Here is an 18,703-nt window from a genome sequence, read left to right on the forward strand (position 1 = left end):
GTCGGTCGTCACAAACTGATCCTCAACACCCTTCGTCTATCTCCACCACCCAGGGCCGTTAGGACTTACTCGTCTAGCTGGTGGCTGGCTGCGGCCGCTCGGCGGGCGACCTGGTCGAGTGCGCTGCGGGCTGTCGCCGGCGTGACCTCAGGCGAGCCGGATCGTCGGCCCCGTTTGACCGCTGCGTCGGGCACGCCGAGGCGGGCGGCCGCTACGGCCGGTCGTCTGAGGGTTGTGCCGCGTCGCGCCGTCGCAGTTCGACACGTGTCAGCCAGGCGAGCCCGCCGAGCGCGGCAAGCATGATCCAGCCGACGGGGTTCGTCGGAGCGATCACCAGGGCGGCGATGGCGGCCACCGCCCCGAACGCGCCGAAGAGCCACATCGTGCGGAGCGGCATCTCGCGCGGCGGTTGCGGCTCACTCGCGGCAGGCGCCGGAGGGTCTTCGGTGGTCATGCGCTGATCTTTGCCGTGGCCGGGTGCCCCGTCAACGCACGGGCTGCCGAGACCTCCCGTTGTGATTCCATCTCGGCAGGAGAGGCAGTCACCGTTCGGTGGTCCATCCGAGTGCCGCGAGGCGATTGATCAGTCGATCGACATTGAGTGTCCGAAACATCCACAGCTCACCATGATCGGCAACCTCGAACTCCAACCCGGCGCTGCGCCATCGTCGGATCGCCATCAGATTGTCGGCGGTGATCACCAGAGTGCCGGCCCAGATCTCCCGCAGCGTGATGGAGTGCGAGTCCGCCCGCAGCCTCGCCATCGGCCAACCCGAGTCCGCACGAACACCACCCCCGACCGTGGGAAGCATGCGGATGCCGCCACGCAACGAAAACCCATCTACGTCAGTCAACCTTCGATCCTCCGTGTCACGGCAGCATCCACACTGGCATCCGACCCGACGGGTGCTTCATACCGCCTTCTCTGCGGTTGATGTTGGGGTTGTTGGCGCTTAGGTCGATGCGGACGGTCGCGTACGCCGAACGTGTACGCCGCTGTCTATCACAAGCAAGGCGGCATGCCCTCGGATCGATGTCGATTACGCAAGCCACTTGACGGAGTGAGTACTCACTCCGCTATCGTGTGAGCATGACGGAGACACCAGCCCGGCGTAGAGCGCCGGGAATGAGCCCAGACGAGCGTCGGGAGATGATCGTGGCTGCGGCGATGCCGCTGCTGGTCGAGCACGGTGCCGCGGTCAGCACCGCGCAGATCGCGAAGGCGGCCGGGATTGGGGAGGCCACGATCTTCCGGGCCTTCGCCGACAAGGACGAACTGTTGGATGCCTGCGTGGCCGCTGCTCTTCGCAACGATCATGTCCTGGCCGAACTTGATGCCGTGCCGCTGGATCAGCCCTTGGCCGCCCGGCTGACCGAGGCGGCAGCGACCCTGCACGCCTATCTGGAGCGGATGGGCGCGGTGGTCGGCGCGGTCCACGCCGCCGGCCGCCGGGGCGAGCGCGGCACACCGCGTGACCGCACCGTGACCGGCGACCGGGCGACCGCGACCGAGCACACCCGGCAAGCGGTGATCCGGCTCCTGGAACCTGACCGGGCTGCGTTGCGACTGCCGGTCGAGGAACTCGCCGCCGTTCTCCTCGGCATGCTGTTCGGCCGGCGGGGAGCACCCGGCGGCGAGATCCCGATCGAGACGCTGGTCGACGTGTTCCTGCACGGCGTGGTCGACGGTCGGGAAGGTGCCCGATGAGCCGCATACGCCGCTTCCGAGCTGTGGCGGGGGCCGTCGGCCTGGCCGCGGCCATCTGGACGATCGCGGTGCCGCTGCTCGGGCACCGGCTCGTCGTCACCGGTGGACCAGCCGGCCAGGAATCCTTGGACATCGGCCTGGCCCCGGTGTGGTCATCGCGCTGATCGCTTCCCTGGCCGGCTGGGCAATGCTCGCGCTCCTGGAACGGCTGCTGCCCCGGACCGCTCGGCGGAATTGGACGATCACCGCCCTCGCGGTCCTGCTGATGTCCTTCGCGCCAGTGGCGGCGCCCGGCATGGACTCCGCGACCCGGTTGACCCTCGCCGCTATGCACGTCGCGGTCGCTGCCGTTCTGATCCCGGCCATGACCCGCGCCACCGTCCGTCCCGCCTTCACGACCGTTGGAGAGAACGCGTGACCATCACCTTGAACCACACCATCGTGCCCGCGGTCGACAACGAGACGGCCGCCCGATTCTTCGCCGGCATCATGGGACTGACCTACTCGGGCAACGTCCACCACTTCGCTCCCGTACGCGTCAATGAGCAGCTCACCCTCGACTTCATGACCGTCGATGACCCGGTCGGACTCCACCTGGCGTTCGACGTCGACCCGGCAACCTTCGACCAGATCCTGGCCCGGCTGCAGGCCGGCGGCGTGCCCTACGGCAGCGAACCGGACGAGCCCGACAACGGCCGCACCGACCATCCGTTGTGCGCCCGCGGCCTCTACTTCATCGATGACGCCCGCAACCTGTACGAAGTCATGTCACCGGCATGACCGGGCCGAGCCGACCGGCCGTGAGATCGTTCGCCGATAACTCTGCTGGATCAGGCGTCGCCCCGCCCGGCGGTTGCGGGTGTGTCCGCTGGGCTGGCAGGACCGGCTTGAGACGGAACGAGCCGGCGACCTTCTGCCGGTAGATCTCCCGAGTGGCGGGGTCCCAAGGGATGCGCCAGCGTCCGCTGGGGCCGCGCCGGGCGGGTACCTGGCCGAGTCGCAGCCAGTTGTAGACGGCGTCGGCGGGGATGCCCAGTTCGTCGGCGGCCTGCTTGACGCTGACCTCGCAGGCTTGGACGGCGACGGTGCGCGGGCCGAAGATCTTGTAGGCGTCGCGGACCCGGGCGACGCCGCCGGCGGTGAACGGCTTGCCCTTGCCGGTGGTCAACCCGGCGTTGTTCAGCATGTCGGCGATTTCGGCGCTGGTGTGGGTGGCGCCATGGTGGCGGATCACCTCCAACGCCGCGTGCGGGGTGCGGCCGGGGCCGGGGCGGGCGACGGCCAGTTCGTCGGTGACACCGGTGTGCCAGCGCACCCCGATCCGCATGGTGTGCGCATCCGGCTCGGGCAGCAGGGTGACGTCGGCGATCAGGGAGCGCAGCAGCCGTTTGCGATCGCGGGGGCTGGTGGTCTCGGCGTGCCACAGCCGCGGCAGATCCTGCGCGAGGGCCTGCAACGAGGTGGTGGCAGGCAAGGCCGCTTTGGTGGCCTGCGCGGTGGCCAACGCCGCCTCCGCCTCGGTCAGTGCGGCGAGTCTAGCCTCCGATCGTCACCCAGTCAGTCAACCGGCTCCTGCACGCATCGGGGGACGAGACAGAGAACCTTGCCCAGCTGATCTAACCTCGCGTCATGACGCGTGCACCGACGGAGAAGGCACTCGGCTGATGGCGTCGGTGATCCAGGCCGCCGACCTGACGATGACGCCGGGGACTTCCCGCTCAGCACTCGACTGGACGGGGGCGGCGGTGATGGCAGCTCCTAGACATGGAAATGCGCGCCCGCGCCGTCTCCCGCGCGCCGCCCACCAGGTGACAGCATGGCTTGGGTGACCGCGGCTACCGACTGGCACGACTGGCATCTGCCGTACGACGACGACACGTCGCCGCTGTCGCGCAGGCTTCGGCTCGTCCAGCAGCACATCAACGAGTGGCTGGACCGACGGTCGGACTCCTCGCTGCGGGTCGTCAGCGTGTGCGCGGGACAGGGGCGGGACCTCATCGGCGCCCTTGCGCCGCGCCCGGATGCTGATCGGGTACGCGCGGAACTGATCGAGTACGACCCTCGCAACGTGGCCGCCGCCCGGGCGGGCATCGCCGCCGCCAAGCTCACCGGGTTCACCGTCACCCAAGCCGATGCGGGCGACTTCGCCGCGTACCGGATGGTCGTCCCTGCCGACCTGGTCGTTCTCGCCGGGGTGTTGGGCAACATCAGCGAGCAGGACGTGCGGGCAACAGTCGACGCGTTGCCTCGGCTGTGCGCATCCGACGCCACAGTGATCTGGACCAGGACCCGCCGGGATCCGGATCTCACCCCGGCGGTACGGGGCTGGTTCGCCGCCGCCGGCTTCGCCGAGGAGGCCTTCGACGCGCCGTCCGACGTGCTGTTCTCTGTCGGCGTTCACCGGTTCCACGAACAACCGCGGCGGGCGCCGTCGAGCGGCAGAATCTTCACGTTCACCGGCTGAGGCTCACCGGGCCGCGCGCCTGGCGTGGGCGCTTCTGCGGTAGCTCGTTCAGAGCGAGCGGATCTCGTCGAGGACGACCCGGCCGCCCACCTCGACGGTGTCGTCCGGGCCTGGCCGGGTCAGGATCTGCGACCCCTTGCCCTGCGTGATGTCCAGCGCCCGGCGCAGCTCGGCGGTGAGCACGATCGCGGACGCTCCGGTCGCCTCGTCTTCGACGATGCGGTCGCCCCGACGGGGAAATCCCCTGGTACGCACCCGACCTGCGGTGGGGTCCTGCCACGCCCACGCGTACAGCCACCCGTCACCGGGCGGCGGAGCCGGCAGCGCGTCGACCTCCTCGGCTGAGGCGTACTGCTGCATGCGCCTGTCGGGCGCCCACTGCGCGCGACCCCTGATCCAGGTGAACTCACCGTCCTGCCAGGTTGGCACCGGACCCGCCGGCGGGTGCAGGAGTGCCGGCCTGGCGTGGAGCCGACTCAGCAACCAGGACGTGCCCACGAGGGGGTGCCCGGCGAACGGCAGCCGCACGCTGGGCGTGTGGATGTCGACGACCCCGGTGTCGACGTCGTCGACGAAGACGGTTTCGCTGAAGCCCAACCGCGCGGCCACGTCGTGACGGTCCCGCCCGGCGGCCACGCCATGACCGTCAAGAACAACGCCGAGCTGGTTTCCGTACTGACCGCCGGGACCGCAGAACACCCGAAGTACGTGGAGATCTGGCACAAGCGATGTTATCCACAGCGGGTATGGCACTGACCAGCCCGCCGTTACCCCGCGTGGCAGGATGAGAGCCGTGGCTGAGGAGACCGCCGCCATAGAGCGGCTCTACGAGGAGTTGCTGACCGCCTGGAACGACCGCGACGCGCGCCGGTACGCCGCCTTGTTCGCTGACGACGCCTCGCTTGTCGGTTTCGACGGCAGCCAAGTCAGCGCGTCGGAGTTGGAGGGACACCTGGCGCCGATCTTCACGGACCACCCGACCGCCTCCTACGTGTGGAGAGTGCAGGAGGTGCGTCCACTCGGTCCGGCGGTCGCGCTGCTGAGAGCGCGGGTCGGAATGGTCCCACCGGGCCAGACAGATGTGAACCCGGCGGTGAACGCAGTGCAGTCGCTGGTCGCGGTGCAGCAGAACGGAACGTGGCGTGTCGCGTTGTTCCACAACACACCGGCGCAATATCACGGCCGCTCCGACCTCGCCGACGAACACACAGCCGACATGCGAGCCGCCATGGCCGAGGCCAGCAGTCGCTCCTGACAACAGCCAACCGGTAACGGCATGGGCTGGACAACTACCTGCACGTCGAGCCCGAACGCATCCCCTCGCACATCAGCAATCCCAACGGCAACGCAGGGAAGGCCTTATGGGCTCACCGGTGGGTTGCCCCGACGCGGAGCCGGTTGCCGTCCGGGTCGACCACCTCGAACTCGCGTCCCCAGTCCTGCTGTCCGACCGCGCCCACACCGCAGGCGGCTGCCGCGGCATCGATGTCGTCGACGTACAGATACAACAGGGTGTCCGGCCGCGCGTCCCCGGTGTGCTCGGACAGATGGATCTCCACGTCGCCGCGGGCGATGCTCACGTACAGCGGCAGGTCAGGGGCGAACCGGTGCTCCCACTGCCGCACGAAACCAAGGCGGGAGTACCAGGCCGCCGCCGCGTTGGCGTCCGTGGTCCGGAGGACAGGCGCGAGGCGTTCGGTCACCCCGGCAGTCTTGCACCGAGTTGCGACGAGAGGGCGTCTGCGTTGATCGGACGCGCCCTACCGCCGCTCGGCGACCTGGTCGACGAACGCCCGCCAGGACGCCGCACCGAAGGTTAGTGCCGGGCCGGCAGGGTCCTTGCTATCCCGAACGCCGACGACGCCGGGCAGGTTGTCGGCGACTTCGACGCAGTTGCCCCCCGACGATCCGCTGCGCCGGGACTTGCGCCAGGTGGCGTTAGTGAGGTCCATGATCGCTGTGCACTTCCTTCATCAGCTCGTTGGACTGCCGGCGCGGGAGCGCTTCGTTTCGCACGTTCTCCCACCTCGTCTGAAGAGTATGTAGCCCATCTTCGCTGTCGACCACGATCCCGCCCAGCTGATTTTCGAGGTGCCCGACCCAGGTTCCGTCGTTGGCCCGCGCCAGCGCGAACGGGCCGGACAGCCCGATGTGGAGGCCGGCTCCCGCCGGGATCACGTGCACGTGAACGTGCGGCAACTCGGCGACGGTGATGAGGTGCGCGACCTGCTCCGCCATGATGCCGGCGTGCTCCTCGCCGGCGCGACGAAGCGTGGATTCGTCCAGCACGGCTACCACCTGCGGCGGTGTGTCGCCGGTCAGGATCTTGTGTCGGCTCATGCGAGCGCTCACCTGCTGGTCTACCTCGGTGGCTGACATGAGGTCGTTCAAGCGCATCACCACGCGGGCGTAGTTCTCGGTCTGGAGTAGCCCCGGAATCAGTAGTGGCTCGAAGAGGCGAAGTTGTCGCGCGCCGCGCTCGGCGTCCAGCCACGGCAGGAACCACGATGGTGCGCCGAGTTTCACCACCAATCGTCCGAACAGCCCGCCGTTGCTGAAGGCGCGGTCCGCTCCCCGGATGAAGTCGATAGTCAGCGCCCGGGTGCTGCTCTCCACGGCGCTGACATGCGACGCGCTGAAGCCCGCTGCCCGGCCGAACGCCTCTTGCGTCATCCCGGACGCTCCACGAGCGCGGCGGATCTCACTCACGATGAAGTCCGCTAGGGGACTTGGCACATCAGCCATGCAACGCTCCTCAAATCGGAGATCGGCTTTCCGAGATTCCTCATGCTTCGGGCCTGTTCTGCCAGGTCAGCCCGGACGCCGGGCGTACCTATCGAGCGTAGTCGTCTCCACAGCAGAGTGTCACCAGGCGGCGCGGCCGGGGGGATCACGAGGCCCGGTGGTCGCGTTCGTAGCGGGGCCGCTGCCGGCGGGCGAGCACTCACGGGAGCGGCCCCTTCCCAATAGACACCAGGGGGAGACCGTGCCCGAGAAGCCCAAGCCCGAGAAGCCCAAGCCAGCGAACCCGGCTGCGACGAACGCCACCTGCGGCCCCTGGCCGCCCGAGTCGGTGAGTCCCGACGTCCGGTGTTCGGGTGTGAGCCGCGTTTTCGCGTACCCCTGGGGGTTGTGGTGATCGCGACGATGAAGGCCGGCGACGTGGTCCTCCTGACCACGGCCGCGAGCGTGCAGTTCCTGCGCCCGATCTTCGTGCGTGTCATCCGTGAGTTGCCCGAGCGGCACACGTACGACGGCTGGGTGTGGATCGAGGCCTACGAGCTGAACGTCGCCGGCGACGCGGTGGCGCGGCGAGAGTTGTACGTGCGGCGTGGGGGCGTACGGTTCCAGGCCCAGCCCGCCGCGCCGACCACGCCCGCCAGGCGCCGGCCCGTCCGCAGAGGTCCGGTGCGGGTCGGATGACCCCCCGTCCTCGCCCACACCTGCCGATGCGCCCGGCGTGGCTGTGCCGCAACTGCGCCGCGCCCTGGCCGTGTGGCCCGGCACAGCTCGACCTCGCGGCCGAGTTCTACGGTCATTCGATCGCCCTGGCGTTCTACCTGGCCGCGTCGATGCACGAGGCGATCGACGACGTACACGGTCTGGGTCTTCGTCCGAACCTGCCGGCGATGCACGCCCGGTTCCTCGGGTGGTTGTCCCTGGCTCGACGGCCTCGCCGGTCCGGTCGAGCCTGAGGTGACGTGCTGGCCGGTAGGGGCTTTGACCCCGTGTCGGAAGATGATCAGGTGAAGCTGCGGCGCCCGTTCATCGACCGTGTGGTCGCGTTCCTGTTCGGGATGCTGCTGCTCGGCGGAGCAGCCTCGGTCGCTCACGGGGCGGTGACGGGAGGTCTCGGCTGGGTCGGTCTGCTCTTCTGCGCGGCGGTTGTGCTGTTCGGCCTGGCGATCGGTGGCCCGCTGGTGCGGCACGCGGTGCTGCCGTTCCGCGTCGACGTCGACGCGAGCGGCTGGTCGGTGCGGACACCGAAGGTCAACCGCTACCTGCGGTGGGACGAGGTCGCGGCCGTCGTGCTCGCCGATGCCCCCGCAACGGCCCGTCGGGGTATCACCGCGGCCCCTCGGCTGCTACTGGTGCCCGCGGTCGGGGTGAGCGTGGGAGTTCCGCTCACCGAGGCGAGTGGTCTGGGAGGCCAGGCCGCCGTGGAGCTGTGTCAGTTGAGTGAGGTGGACTACGGACAGGATCTACTCCTGCGGGACCTGGCCGCGCTGGCCGGTGACCGTTTCCACAACCTCTGCCGACAGCTGACACGGCCAGCCGGCGCGATCCCGTTGCGGCGCTTTCCCGACGAGCCTGACCATGCCCGGTTGACACGGTGGCTGGATCGGCGCAGGGCCCTGCTGTTCGCCGGCTGGTACCTGCTCGTCCTCGTCCCGGCACTGCTGCTCATCGGCGTGGCGACACACGGCGACGAGCTGCTCGGCGGGATCGTGCTTGTCGCGTGCGTGGTGGGGATCGTCGCCGCGACGATCAAGATCTGGCTCATCTTTGGCGACTGCCGGGACCTGGTGGACGGGTCAGCGATGATCAACGGGACGGATCTCGTGATCGGCGTGGACGCCCCCACCCACCCGACGAGCCTGCACTCCGGAATCGTCGACATCCTGCGACCGGGCTCGGTGCGGGGCTACGGCAAAGCTTGGCTGCTCACCCAGCCAGGACACAAGGGGCGTCCGATCGCCGACCTGCTGCTCAGCGATCCCCGCACCGGACGGCTACGCAGCCGGGACGACCTCCGCGCGTTGGAGGCGGTCCTGCGAGTCTCCCCGTACGAGCGGGACCGCGCCGCTGGGCAGCAACTCCAGGAACTGGCGATGGCGGCACCCGAGACGTCGCCCAGCACGCTCGCACCAGACGCCCTGCCCGCCTCCGCATACGCGAGAGCCCTCTGGCACGCGGTGCAGGGGGTGGGGCGTGCTGTGGTGCTGTTCGGCGTCGTGGGCACCGTCGGGATCGTGGGCGGTCGGGCGGGCGAGGACTCTGAAATTGTGGGCGCTGCCCTGATCATCGCCGCCGTCTGCCTGTTCGGCGTGTGGCTCCTGTACGCGCTGTACCGGACGTGGGGGCTCCTCGGCGTACTGCTCACGATCGCGGCGCGAGCGATCCGCGGAGCCAGGTAACCGAAGGGCCCGGCGCCGAGCCCGCCCTGCCGGCCATGCACGCCCGGTTCCTCGGGGGGTTGTCCCTGGCCCGACGGCCTCGCCGGCCCGGACGAGCCTGAGGCCGCGTGCTCGGGGCTTGCATCTGGTACCTGGGTACAGGCTTACCGTTGAGGGTATGAGTGCTCGCCACGTCCCGACGGACGACGCCTGGGTGCCGGAGGCCTGCACCCTCCCGACGGCCGAACGGCCGCTGCGGCTCGCCGAGTTCGATCAGTTCTGCACCGCTGCGGTGCAAGGACTGAACCGGCTGTCGGCGCAGCACCTGCGGTTGCGGCTCGATGGTGGTACGCGGACCGAGGAGATGGCGCGGGACCTGATGGCCCGTGAGTCGTCCTGCTGCTCGTTCTTCACGTTCGGTCTCTCCCGGCCGGACCCCGACTCGCTCTGGCTGGACGTCCGGGTGCCGGCGGCCCACGTCGGCGTGCTCGACGCCCTCGCCGAGCGGGCCGTGTCTCTGCGGGATCAGAGGTGACCGGGGCGGTCCTGCGCAGCGGTCAACTGGCCGATGCGGCGGGAGTCAACCAGCAGACGCTGCGCTACTACGAGCGTCGGGGCCTGCTCGACTCGCCGCAGCGGTCGCCGGGCGGGCACCGGCTCTACCCGGCCGAGACGGTCACCCTGCTGCGGGTCATCAAGGCCGCGCAACGCCTGGGCTTCACCCTCGACGAGGTCGCGGAGGTGCTGGACGCCGGCCGGCACCGGGGCCGATCCGACACCGGCCTCCAGGCGCGTGCCAGGGAGAAGCTCGTCGAGGTCGAGCAGAGGCTGACGGATCTGACTGTCATCCGCGACACCCTGCGCGACGCCATCTCGGCCGGTTGTGACGACCTGGTCGCCTGCGCCGAAAGCTCCTGCTGCCCGCTGCCTCTCTGCTGATCGGGTGGATCAGCTCCGGTGCGGGAAACGGCGCCCACGCCGATCAACGACGGTCCGAGTCGGGCTATGCGGGATCGCTTAGCCTCGGCTCGTGGACGACACACTGCTGCACCGGCTCCGGGTCGAACAGGCTCGAGCGCTGCTCGACGGCGTCGACCCGTACCACGCGGTGATGCTGGCCTGCGACCTGCTGGTGGCCGGCGTCGACGGCGAGGCCGTCGTGGCGCTCGCGTCGGAATCAGCTCGGACACTGCCGGCGCATGACGCGGATCGCCGTCTGGCGGCGGTCATCGCCGAGCTGGGCCTTCCGGAGCCGGACCTACCAACCGCGGTGGCACTGATCGCGGCCGACACCGCCGAGCGGATCCTCGACCGGAGCATCACCGCCGAGGTGGGAACACACGGTCTCTATGTGGTGGGTTACGAAGGCAGTCGGCTTGACGACCTGCTTCCGGCCGTGCAAGCGCTGGCCAGCCGTCTTGAGGACGACCTCGGCGGACGAGCCGACGACGAGCTACGGACCCAGCTCGCCGCGCTGGCGCGGAGCATCCTGCGCCGCACGCCAGCCGACGATCCGGCTTGAGGCGTCTGGCACCCCCAGCGCGGTCAGCAGCGGGGGGCGTCGATCGGGGCGGCACCGGCGAGCGCTTCGACTGTCGCCGTTGGCGCGACCGATTCGGCGGGGGTCGGCGAGGGCACGATGGACGGCGGCGCCGAGGGTGAACTGCTGGGCGTGGGCGTGGGGGCGGTGAGGACGGCCGTGCTGCGTTGGACCTGCTTCGTGACCATCCGGATGGCGGTGGCGGTCGCCTGACGCCCGTACACGTCGGTGACCCTGATGCTGTACGGCCCGGCGCCGAGGCCGCCCTCGACGGTCCAGTAGTTGTCGCTCTGGCGGGCCGCCTTGCGGAAGCCGCCGCCGGGCCCCTTCGCCTCGACCGAGCGGAGCGGGTTGCCGTGGTTGCCGACCTGCACCGCGAACCAGTACCGCGAGGCGCCGCCCTTCAGCCGGAAGGTGAGGCCGCCGTCGAGCGGAGGGTTCACCGCCGCCCGGTACGTCACCTGCGCTATGCCCTGCGCCCGGTCGGCGATCTTGGCGAACGCCTCGTCGGAGAGGTCGATCTTGCCGGTCCCGCACCCGCCGCACTGGTCCATGACCATGACCCGGACAGTCCCCTTCGGGCCGGTCACGTCCAGGTAGCTGCCGCAGGCCGCGGACCCGGAGTACGTCGACGAGCCGACGGCCACGTAGAGCCGGTTTGCGGGTGGGCCCGGGAAGGAGCAGTTGCCGCCCGAGCGGCCGGCGTCGTAGAAGCTGGCCTTCGCCTTGTGGACGGTGTTTCCCGTCGGTGGCGCGGCGCAGGCCGGGGTGGCGCCGCCGCGGACGGCGAGGGTGATGCCGAGTACGGCGGCCAGGGCGGTGACTCCGGCGCCGGCCAACAGGTGTCGGACCCGCCGATTCCGCCGGGGTGTGCCGTTGGTGCCGTCCGGGGTGTCGTTCGCGGGGTCCGTGCCTGGTGCCGTCACGGCGCCTGATGTTGCCGCACCAGCTCGCAGCAGTGCAACAACGCCGGCCTGACGTCCGCGCTGCCGTCACCGACCGTGTCGGCCGCGGTCACTCGCCCCAGTCGAGTTGGTGCTCCGGTACGCCGACGCGCCGGCCGTGCGCCACGGCGGCGTCGCGTCCCGCGCGGTCGCCCTTGGTGTAGCGGAAAACGCGGCCGGGGAAGACGACGACGTGATCGTCGCCGACCTCGAAGTCCGCGTACCAGCCCTGGTCGCCGACCAGGACCTCGGCCAGCGCCGCCGCCAGCTCATCTGCCGCGTCGTCGGGCGCCTCGAAATCCAGGAAGGTCCAGACCCGCGGCTGGCCTGCCGACGTGGAACTCGATACGTCGTGTCGGCCCACCCGCACGACGTGAAGTGCCGGGATGCGCAGGTCGGCACCGACACGCAGGCTCTCGGTCAGGAGTCGTCCCCGTAACACCAGGCGACCTTCTCACACGCCCGGCTGTACGAGAAGACGCCCGGGACGGCGCGGGCCGTCGGGTCAGTCGCCGGATCGCCGGGGGCGTAGTCCGTTCAGAGATCCAACCTGTTGCTGATCTGTTCTAGAGTCCCGGCTGTGAGCCGTCGACGGCCAAGCCGAACCTTCCTGCGGGTGTTCTCGACGTTCGGACTGGTCTTCGCGGTGGTGCTGACAGCCGGGGGCGGATGGTCCGTTGCGGACGAACGTCGGGGATCTGAGGCGGCGGCCGAGGTGCGGGACGTCGAGCATCGCCCAGGGCGAACATTGCTGACGATCCAGTTCACCACCGGGGGCGGAGAGGCGTGTGAAGCGACTCTGGTGCGATCCGGCAGGGGCCGGTCCGCGACTGTGGGTGAGCGCATCCCCGTCCGATACGCGAAGAGCGATCCTTGCCTGCGGGTGCGTGAGCCGGACGATCAGTCCGTTTGGGTGATCCTCCTTATCGCGGCGGTGCTCCTGGTGGCCTTTGCCATCATGAGCTACGTCGCGTGGAGCCGGCCTCGACCTCCACTGCCACTCCGCTACGCGGGCATGCCCTGAGAACGCAGACCCGCCTTGGTCCACTCGGCTTCAAGGAAAGCGCGGTGTCCTGGGGCCCGGGATGGGCCGGATTCATGGAAGACGAGTGGATCAAGCGGGCCGGCGGGGGCGTAGTCCGTTGAGGGCGGTGGTGACGACGAGGTCGGCGTACTCGGCGGTGAGCGGACCGCTGCGCTGCGACCATCGGCTGAACAACGGTCCCCAGATCAGGTCCACCGCCACGTCCAGGTCGATGTCCTCGGCCAGTTGTCCGGCCCGTTGGGCGCTGCGCAGGCGCTGCCGTTTGGCCTCCTTCAACGGCCCGTCCAGGCGTTCGGCGTAGGCCGCCGCCAGCTCGGGGTCGAGCGCGATCTCGGTGGCCAGAGCGCGCATCGGTTGCTCGTACCGGGGGTCGTTCATCTCCTCGACCGTGGCGCGGAGCACAACTGTCAGGTCGGCGGCCAGGTCGCCGCTGTCCGGCAACGTCGGCGGCCCACCCTCGGTGGCCTCGCTGAGCATGAGGAAGGCGTCGAAGATGACCGCGCCCTTGGACGGCCACCAGCGGTAGATGGTCTGTTTGCCGACGCCGGCGCGCGCGGCGATGCCCTCGATGCTGACCTTCGCGTACCCGATCTCCTGGAGCAGGTCGAAGGCGGCGGTGAGGATGGCGCGTCGGGAGGTCTCTCGCCGGCGGGCCGTGTTGGGCGTCATGGGGCACCACGATAGCAGTGGCGAGACGAACCGTCTCGTCTTGACGGCAGGGGTGGCACGGCCTAATCTCTCCTTCATAACGAGACGGACCGTCTCGTCTCGTCTGAGGAGTGGAGACCGACATGCGTACCTGGTTCATCACCGGCGCCAGCCGCGGCCTGGGCCGCGCCTTCGCCGACGCGGCGCTCGATCGCGGCGACCGGGTGGTCGCCGCCTCCCGGACCATCACCCGCGACGGCTTCGACGAGCGGCACGGCGACAGGCTGCTGGCCCTGACCCTCGACGTGACCGACCGGGCGGCGGTCTTCGCCGCCGTGGCCGCCGCCGTCGAGCACTTCGGACGACTCGACATCGTCGTCAACAACGCCGGCACCCTGTCCATGGGAATGGTCGAAGAGTTCACCGAGGCGCAGGCGCGAGCCCAGTTCGAGGTCAATCTCTTCGGCGCGTTGTGGGTCGGTCAGGCGGTGCTGCCGCAGTTGCGCGCCCAACGGTCCGGCCACATCGTGCAGGTGTCCAGCATCGCCGCGCTCGGCGGTTTTCCGAGCACCGGAATGTACAGCGCGAGCAAATTCGCCCTGGAGGGCATGAGCGAGGCGTTGGCAATGGAGGCGGCGGCCTTCGACATCACACTCAGCATCGTGCAGCCGGGCGGTTACTGGACCGACCTCTACACCAGTTCGAGCGCCACCAGTCCGATGGAGGCCTACGCGCCGCTGCGCACCGAACTGGAACGGCAGTGGGCGCAGGGATCGGTCGACAGCGAACCCCGACTGGCCGCCGAGGCGTTGCTGCGCCTTGTCGACAGCGACGACCCGCCGCTGCGGCTCCTGCTCGGGAGCATGGTGTACGACCTGGCGTTCGACATCTCCCGCCGGCGGATGGACACCTGGGCGGGCTGGGAGCAGGTCAGCCGAGCCGCCGAGCACGCGGTAGCCGCCCCCGGGCAGGACCGCTGAGGGACTGCTCGTATCGCCACGAGCCCGGGGCGCGGCGTTCTAGGCTCCGAGATATGGCGGCGGCGTGCCCATCTCGAATTGGCACACACGTCCGGGCAGAGCCTTCACCCCATGATTCCCCTCACGAGGCGCAAACCTAGACGGAGAGGAACACGCATGGCTGTCAAGACCAAGACTCGCCCCGGCACCACGGAGATTCGGCCGTTCTCGGTCGACATTCCCCAGGCGGACCTGGACGACCTGAAACGGCGCGTCGCGGCCACCCGTTGGCCGGACAAGGAAACGGTGGACGACCAGTCGCAGGGCGTGCCACTCGCGACCATCCAGGCCGTCGCCCGCTATTGGGAGAAGGAGTACGACTGGCGCAAGGTCGAGGCGCGCATGAACGCCGTACCGCAGTTCATGACCACCATCGACGGCGTCGACATCCACTTCATCCACGTGCGCTCGAAGCACGAGGACGCGCTGCCGTTGATCGTCACCCACGGGTGGCCCGGGTCGGTGATCGAACAGATGAAGATCATCGAACCGCTGACCGACCCCACCGCACACGGCGGCAGCGCGTCGGACGCCTTCCACCTGGTGATCCCGTCGTTGCCCGGGCACGGCTTCTCCGGCAAGCCGACCGCGTCGGGCTGGAACCCGGAGAAGATCGCGACCGCCTGGACCGAGCTGATGAAGCGTCTCGGCTACTCCCGGTTCGTCGCCCAGGGTGGCGACTGGGGCGCGGTCATCGTGGACCAGATGGGAAAGCAGGCGCCGCCGGAGTTGCTCGGCATCCACACGAACATGCCCGGTGCGGTGCCACCCGACATCGACCTGTTGTTCCAGGGCGACACCACGGGCGCGAACAACGCCATGGGCTCGCTGCCGTCCGGTCTGTCCGACGACGAGATGCGCGCCGCCGAGGAAGTCAACTACGTCTGGAAGCACGTCGCGTACGCCCTGATGATGGCGACGCGTCCGCAGACGTTGACCGGGCTGGCGGATTCCCCGGTCGGTCTCGCGTCCTTCCTGCTCGACCACGACGCGAAGAGTCTGGCCCTGATCGCGCAGGTCTTCGACGGGGCCACGGCGGGCCTCACCCGCGACGACATCCTGGACAACATCTCGCTCTACTGGCTGACGAACACCGCGGTCTCCGCGTCCCGGCTGTACGCGGAGAACAAGCTGTCGTTCTTCGCCGCCAAGGGCGTGAACGTCCCGGTCGCCGTGAGCGTCTTTCCCGACGAGCTGTACGAGGCGCCGCAGAGTTGGGCCGAGCAGGCGTACCCCAACCTCATCTACTTCAACAAGCTCGACAGGGGCGGGCACTTCGCGGCCTGGGAACAGCCGAAGATCTTCTCCGAGGAGCTTCGTACCGCCTTCCGGTCGCTGCGCTAGATGGCCGTGCACCTGCCCCCGCTGAACGGGGCGGCCGAGTGGCTCAACTCCGAGCCACTCGGCCCCGCCGACCTGGGTGGGCGCGTCGTCCTGGTCAACTTCTGGACGCTCACCTGCATCAACTGGCTGCGCCAGGAGCCGTACGTGCGGGCCTGGTCGCAGGCCTACCGCGAGGACGGGCTGGTCGTGATCGGGGTGCACACCCCGGAGTTCTCGTTCGAGCACGACGTCGACCGGGTGCGGCGGGCGGTGGCGGCCCGGTCGATCGACTACCCGGTGGCTGTCGACAACGACCACGCGATCTGGCGTGCCTTCGCCAACCAGTACTGGCCGGCGCTGTACTTCGTCGACACCGACGGGGTCATCCGGGACGAACACTTCGGTGAGGGCCGCTACGAGCAGTCCGAGCGGGTGCTTCAGCAACTGCTCGGCATCGAGCGGAAACCCCTACCCGTCCAGGGGCTCGGCCCGGAGGCGGAGGCCGACTGGGGCAACCTGCGCACGCCCGAGACGTACCTCGGTTTCAGTAGGGGCGAACACTTCGCGTCGCCGAACGGCCCGGCGCTCGACGAACGCCGCGCCTACGACCTGCCGGCGAGCCTGGGCCTCAACCAGTGGGCGCTGGCGGGGGAGTGGACGATCGGGCCGGAGAACGTCGTGCTGGACCGGGCCGGCGGTGGCATCGCCTTCCGGTTCCACGCCCGCGACGCGCATCTCGTGCTGGCCCCCGGGGCGGGACGGTCGATCCCGTTCCGGGTGCTGCTCGACGGCGAGCCTCCCGGCCCGTCCCACGGCGTCGACGTCGACGCCGACGGCAACGGTGTGCTGGCGGACGGCCGCCTCCACCAGCTCGTCCGCCAGGACGGCGTGGTCGGCGAGCGGACCCTGGAGATCACGTTCGGCGAGCCCGGCGCGACGGCGTACGCCTTCACCTTCGGATAGACCCGGAGAGCCACCTGCACCCGACCGATGCGGGCAGCGGATGTCGGGTGGGCCACCGACCCGGCCGCCTAGCGTCGGTGCTCGACAGGGAAGGAGGCCCGGGTGCTGGATCGGCTCAACGAGGCCATGGCGTACATCGAGCGGCATCTCGACCAGAAGATCGAGGTGGCCGAGCTGGCACGGATCGCGCTGACGTCGGAGTACCACTTCCGGCGGCTGTTCTCCGCGCTTGCCGGAATGCCGCTGTCGGAGTACATCCGTCGGCGTCGGCTCACCGTCGCCGGTGCGGACGTGCTGGCGGGGGAGCGGACGCTGCTCGACGTCGCGGTGCGCCACGGCTACGGATCGGCCGAGGCGTTCGCCCGTGCGTTCCACGCCGTGCACGGCGTGGGGCCCGGAGAGGCCCGGCGTACGGGGGCAGCGTTGCGCGCCCAGCCCCGGATGTCCTTCCGACTCACCGTGGAAGGGAGCGGCGACATGGAGTACCGAATCGTCGACAAGGACGCGTTCGCGCTGGTGGGACGCAAGGCCCGGGTCCCGCTTGTGCACGAGGGGATGAACCCGGCGATCGTCGCGTTCATCCGGAGCATCGACACGGAGACGGCCGGGCGGATCGAGGCGCTCTCCGATCAGGAGCCGGCCGGGATCGTCAACGTCAGCGACAACCTCGCCGACGGCCGCGAGGAGGGCGCCGAGCTGGACTACTGGCACGGGGTGGTGACCGGCGCCGTGCCGCCGGAGGACCTGGACGCGCTGCCGGTGCCGGCCGGGAACTGGGCGGTGTTCACCACCTCCGGTGCGTTTCCGCAGGCCGTGCAACACCTGTGGCGGGACGTGTTCACCCAGTGGTTTCCGTCCAACCCGTACCGCAGCCGGCCGGGACCGGAGATCTCCCGGGTGCGGGTGTCCGCGGACGGTGCCCAGGCGGACGCCGAGCTGTGGATTCCCGTGGAGCGGGTCCCGTCCTGACCCGCGGTGCCGGGTCGGCGGTGTGCCCGCCGACCCGGCGTCCGCCGTTCACCGCCACCGACCGGGCTGATGGTCGGGTCGCCGCAGATCGGCGAGTACGCCGAAGTGGTCGCTGGCCCAGACCCCGTCGACCGGCTCGTCGAACACCCGCCGGCAGTCCGCCACCGCCAGGGTCGGCCCGTGCGGGCCGCAGCGGACCATGACGTAGTCGATCCGACGTCCCGTCTCCAGCGGCATCGTGCCCGCGCGGACCAACGGATTGCGCGGGGTGAAGGTGTGCCCGGGATCGTCGGGGCGCGCCGCCGACCAGGCGTCCTGATAGGCGACGCTGCACCCGTGCAGCGACTGCTGACCACGCCAGAAGCGCACGCTGGCCGAGTCGGCGTCGTCGTCGAAGTCGCCGACGAGAACGACGGGCAGGTCCCGCCCGGCCAGCAGCGACTCGATGAAGGTCGCGGACCGGACGGCCTGCAACTCCCGCTCGTGGGCGTACCCGAACTGGTAGGTGGGTTTGTGGTGGGCGACCAGCACGGTGCCGACGGGCGGCGGGGCCTCGATCTCCACCACGACCACCGCCGACCAGGGCGTGTCGACCCGTTCGGTGACGTGCAGGTCGAGTTCGCGGATCGTCCCGACGGGCCAGCGGCTGACAAGTGCGGCACCGACCCCGTCGGCCGAGCGCCCGCTGTGACGTACCACGTGGTGGTCCGGGCCGAGCAGGTCGACCGCCTGGTCGTAGCCGTTGCCCCAGACGGTCTCCTGAAGGGCGACCACGTCCGGTCGCAGGCGGGCCAGGCCCGGCTTGAGGACGGCCCGGCGGCGTTCCCAGTCGGCGAATTCGGGGGTGAGCAGGTTGAGGGTCAACACCCGCAGCCCGGCGGGCTCGTCGTCCGTCGTCATGCCTCGGCGGCGTACCCGCTCCGGCCACGGTGGAATCCTGAGGCACCCTATGTAGAGTTCCGA

The 18,703-nt window shown here is 69.7% G+C and carries 28 protein-coding genes; 17 read left to right on the plus strand and 11 right to left on the minus strand.

Annotation, left to right across the window (positions count from 1 at the left end; all coding sequences use genetic code 11):
• Window positions 1-211 precede the first annotated feature (211 nt).
• Both ACPXBU_RS23605 and ACPXBU_RS23610 read right to left on the minus strand, forming a co-directional pair.
• Window positions 212-454 (minus strand): hypothetical protein, encoded by a 243-nt coding sequence (locus ACPXBU_RS23605; RefSeq protein WP_425759702.1) that lies wholly within the window; start codon window positions 452-454, stop codon window positions 212-214.
• A gap of 88 nt (window positions 455-542) precedes the next feature.
• Window positions 543-764 carry a hypothetical protein gene (locus ACPXBU_RS23610; RefSeq protein WP_425759703.1) on the minus strand — a complete coding sequence of 74 codons (222 nt, stop codon included), beginning with the start codon at window positions 762-764 and terminating at the stop codon, window positions 543-545.
• 326 nt (window positions 765-1,090) lie between these two features.
• Here ACPXBU_RS23610 and ACPXBU_RS23615 point away from each other — a divergent pair, with 326 nt between their 5' ends.
• Genes ACPXBU_RS23615 through ACPXBU_RS23630 form a run of 4 tightly spaced genes read left to right on the plus strand, consistent with a single transcriptional unit; the run spans window position 1,091 to window position 2,488 of the window.
• Window positions 1,091-1,708: a TetR/AcrR family transcriptional regulator gene (locus tag ACPXBU_RS23615; RefSeq protein ID WP_425759704.1), complete on the plus strand. Its 618-nt coding sequence runs from the start codon at window positions 1,091-1,093 to the stop codon at window positions 1,706-1,708.
• Window positions 1,705-1,872, plus strand: coding sequence for a hypothetical protein (locus tag ACPXBU_RS23620; protein WP_425759705.1), 168 nt, complete (start codon window positions 1,705-1,707; stop codon window positions 1,870-1,872). The genes ACPXBU_RS23615 and ACPXBU_RS23620 overlap by 4 nt, the downstream gene beginning before the upstream one ends.
• Window positions 1,857-2,126, plus strand: coding sequence for a DUF6069 family protein (locus tag ACPXBU_RS23625; RefSeq protein ID WP_425759706.1), 270 nt, complete (start codon window positions 1,857-1,859; stop codon window positions 2,124-2,126). Before ACPXBU_RS23620 ends, ACPXBU_RS23625 begins: the two co-directional genes overlap by 16 nt.
• The gene (locus ACPXBU_RS23630; protein WP_425759707.1) at window positions 2,123-2,488 is read left to right on the plus strand and encodes a VOC family protein; all 366 of its coding nucleotides are present in this window, start codon (window positions 2,123-2,125) and stop codon (window positions 2,486-2,488) included. The genes ACPXBU_RS23625 and ACPXBU_RS23630 overlap by 4 nt, the downstream gene beginning before the upstream one ends.
• Here ACPXBU_RS23630 and ACPXBU_RS23635 read toward each other — a convergent pair.
• Window positions 2,472-3,182 (minus strand): helix-turn-helix domain-containing protein, encoded by a 711-nt coding sequence (locus ACPXBU_RS23635; protein WP_425759708.1) that lies wholly within the window; start codon window positions 3,180-3,182, stop codon window positions 2,472-2,474. The two genes, ACPXBU_RS23630 and ACPXBU_RS23635, sit on opposite strands and share 17 nt — an antisense overlap.
• A gap of 351 nt (window positions 3,183-3,533) precedes the next feature.
• On the opposite strand from ACPXBU_RS23635, the gene ACPXBU_RS23640 reads away from it, so the two are divergent.
• Window positions 3,534-4,172, plus strand: a complete 639-nt coding sequence (locus ACPXBU_RS23640) for a class I SAM-dependent methyltransferase family protein (RefSeq protein WP_425759709.1) — start codon at window positions 3,534-3,536, stop codon at window positions 4,170-4,172.
• Between the two features lie 48 nt (window positions 4,173-4,220).
• Here the strand turns inward: ACPXBU_RS23640 and ACPXBU_RS23645 are convergent, their stop codons facing one another.
• The gene (locus ACPXBU_RS23645) at window positions 4,221-4,988 is read right to left on the minus strand and encodes a PhzF family phenazine biosynthesis protein (RefSeq protein WP_425759710.1); all 768 of its coding nucleotides are present in this window, start codon (window positions 4,986-4,988) and stop codon (window positions 4,221-4,223) included.
• Here ACPXBU_RS23645 and ACPXBU_RS23650 point away from each other — a divergent pair.
• Window positions 4,966-5,427: an SgcJ/EcaC family oxidoreductase gene (locus ACPXBU_RS23650; RefSeq protein ID WP_393363805.1), complete on the plus strand. Its 462-nt coding sequence runs from the start codon at window positions 4,966-4,968 to the stop codon at window positions 5,425-5,427. The two genes, ACPXBU_RS23645 and ACPXBU_RS23650, sit on opposite strands and share 23 nt — an antisense overlap.
• 112 nt (window positions 5,428-5,539) lie before the next feature.
• On the opposite strand, the gene ACPXBU_RS23655 is transcribed toward ACPXBU_RS23650, so the two are convergent.
• The 3 genes from ACPXBU_RS23655 to ACPXBU_RS23665 are packed head-to-tail and all read right to left on the minus strand — an operon-like array spanning window position 5,540 to window position 6,917.
• Window positions 5,540-5,875 carry a glyoxalase superfamily protein gene (locus ACPXBU_RS23655; RefSeq protein WP_425759711.1) on the minus strand — a complete coding sequence of 112 codons (336 nt, stop codon included), beginning with the start codon at window positions 5,873-5,875 and terminating at the stop codon, window positions 5,540-5,542.
• Between the two features lie 57 nt (window positions 5,876-5,932).
• Window positions 5,933-6,124 (minus strand): DUF397 domain-containing protein, encoded by a 192-nt coding sequence (locus ACPXBU_RS23660; protein ID WP_425759712.1) that lies wholly within the window; start codon window positions 6,122-6,124, stop codon window positions 5,933-5,935.
• Window positions 6,111-6,917, minus strand: a complete 807-nt coding sequence (locus tag ACPXBU_RS23665; protein WP_425759713.1) for a helix-turn-helix domain-containing protein — start codon at window positions 6,915-6,917, stop codon at window positions 6,111-6,113. Before ACPXBU_RS23665 ends, ACPXBU_RS23660 begins: the two co-directional genes overlap by 14 nt.
• 390 nt (window positions 6,918-7,307) lie before the next feature.
• On the opposite strand from ACPXBU_RS23665, the gene ACPXBU_RS23670 reads away from it, so the two are divergent.
• From ACPXBU_RS23670 to ACPXBU_RS23695, 6 genes are all read left to right on the plus strand, one after another.
• Window positions 7,308-7,595, plus strand: coding sequence for a hypothetical protein (locus ACPXBU_RS23670; RefSeq protein ID WP_425759714.1), 288 nt, complete (start codon window positions 7,308-7,310; stop codon window positions 7,593-7,595).
• Window positions 7,592-7,867, plus strand: a complete 276-nt coding sequence (locus ACPXBU_RS23675; RefSeq protein ID WP_393363794.1) for a hypothetical protein — start codon at window positions 7,592-7,594, stop codon at window positions 7,865-7,867. Before ACPXBU_RS23670 ends, ACPXBU_RS23675 begins: the two co-directional genes overlap by 4 nt.
• A gap of 51 nt (window positions 7,868-7,918) precedes the next feature.
• The gene (locus ACPXBU_RS23680) at window positions 7,919-9,310 is read left to right on the plus strand and encodes a hypothetical protein (protein ID WP_425759715.1); all 1,392 of its coding nucleotides are present in this window, start codon (window positions 7,919-7,921) and stop codon (window positions 9,308-9,310) included.
• A 157-nt stretch (window positions 9,311-9,467) separates the two neighbouring features.
• Window positions 9,468-9,824, plus strand: a complete 357-nt coding sequence (locus tag ACPXBU_RS23685; RefSeq protein ID WP_425759716.1) for a hypothetical protein — start codon at window positions 9,468-9,470, stop codon at window positions 9,822-9,824.
• On the plus strand, window positions 9,821-10,228 hold the full coding sequence (locus ACPXBU_RS23690) for a MerR family transcriptional regulator (RefSeq protein ID WP_393363788.1): 408 nt from the start codon (window positions 9,821-9,823) through the stop codon (window positions 10,226-10,228). The genes ACPXBU_RS23685 and ACPXBU_RS23690 overlap by 4 nt, the downstream gene beginning before the upstream one ends.
• 91 nt (window positions 10,229-10,319) lie before the next feature.
• Entirely contained in the window at window positions 10,320-10,811 is a 492-nt protein-coding gene (locus ACPXBU_RS23695; protein WP_425759717.1) for a hypothetical protein, read from the plus strand.
• Window positions 10,812-10,834: 23 nt separating this feature from the next.
• Here ACPXBU_RS23695 and ACPXBU_RS23700 read toward each other — a convergent pair whose 3' ends face one another.
• On the minus strand, window positions 10,835-11,755 hold the full coding sequence (locus ACPXBU_RS23700) for an expansin EXLX1 family cellulose-binding protein (protein WP_425759718.1): 921 nt from the start codon (window positions 11,753-11,755) through the stop codon (window positions 10,835-10,837).
• 88 nt (window positions 11,756-11,843) lie between these two features.
• The gene (locus ACPXBU_RS23705; RefSeq protein ID WP_425759720.1) at window positions 11,844-12,215 is read right to left on the minus strand and encodes a hypothetical protein; all 372 of its coding nucleotides are present in this window, start codon (window positions 12,213-12,215) and stop codon (window positions 11,844-11,846) included.
• 174 nt (window positions 12,216-12,389) lie between these two features.
• On the opposite strand from ACPXBU_RS23705, the gene ACPXBU_RS23710 reads away from it, so the two are divergent.
• Window positions 12,390-12,797 (plus strand): hypothetical protein, encoded by a 408-nt coding sequence (locus ACPXBU_RS23710; protein ID WP_425759721.1) that lies wholly within the window; start codon window positions 12,390-12,392, stop codon window positions 12,795-12,797.
• A gap of 90 nt (window positions 12,798-12,887) precedes the next feature.
• Here ACPXBU_RS23710 and ACPXBU_RS23715 read toward each other — a convergent pair whose 3' ends face one another.
• Complete coding sequence (locus ACPXBU_RS23715) at window positions 12,888-13,487, minus strand: TetR/AcrR family transcriptional regulator (protein ID WP_425759722.1); 600 nt, start codon at window positions 13,485-13,487, stop codon at window positions 12,888-12,890.
• Between the two features lie 122 nt (window positions 13,488-13,609).
• Here ACPXBU_RS23715 and ACPXBU_RS23720 point away from each other — a divergent pair, with 122 nt between their 5' ends.
• The 4 genes from ACPXBU_RS23720 to ACPXBU_RS23735 all read left to right on the plus strand — a co-directional run bounded on the left by ACPXBU_RS23720 (window position 13,610) and on the right by ACPXBU_RS23735 (window position 17,740).
• Window positions 13,610-14,446: an SDR family oxidoreductase gene (locus ACPXBU_RS23720; protein WP_425759723.1), complete on the plus strand. Its 837-nt coding sequence runs from the start codon at window positions 13,610-13,612 to the stop codon at window positions 14,444-14,446.
• 156 nt (window positions 14,447-14,602) lie between these two features.
• Window positions 14,603-15,829, plus strand: coding sequence for an epoxide hydrolase family protein (locus tag ACPXBU_RS23725; RefSeq protein WP_425759724.1), 1,227 nt, complete (start codon window positions 14,603-14,605; stop codon window positions 15,827-15,829).
• Window positions 15,830-16,771 carry a redoxin domain-containing protein gene (locus ACPXBU_RS23730; RefSeq protein WP_425759725.1) on the plus strand — a complete coding sequence of 314 codons (942 nt, stop codon included), beginning with the start codon at window positions 15,830-15,832 and terminating at the stop codon, window positions 16,769-16,771. It abuts the gene before it with no gap.
• Between the two features lie 102 nt (window positions 16,772-16,873).
• Window positions 16,874-17,740 carry a GyrI-like domain-containing protein gene (locus tag ACPXBU_RS23735; protein ID WP_425759726.1) on the plus strand — a complete coding sequence of 289 codons (867 nt, stop codon included), beginning with the start codon at window positions 16,874-16,876 and terminating at the stop codon, window positions 17,738-17,740.
• A gap of 48 nt (window positions 17,741-17,788) precedes the next feature.
• Here ACPXBU_RS23735 and ACPXBU_RS23740 read toward each other — a convergent pair whose 3' ends face one another.
• Window positions 17,789-18,640 (minus strand): endonuclease/exonuclease/phosphatase family protein, encoded by an 852-nt coding sequence (locus tag ACPXBU_RS23740; protein ID WP_425759727.1) that lies wholly within the window; start codon window positions 18,638-18,640, stop codon window positions 17,789-17,791.
• Between the last annotated feature and the right edge of the window lie 63 nt (window positions 18,641-18,703).

It is taken from the genome of Micromonospora sp. DT231 (assembly GCF_049847025.1).
In the GTDB taxonomy this organism is placed as follows: domain Bacteria; phylum Actinomycetota; class Actinomycetes; order Mycobacteriales; family Micromonosporaceae; genus Micromonospora.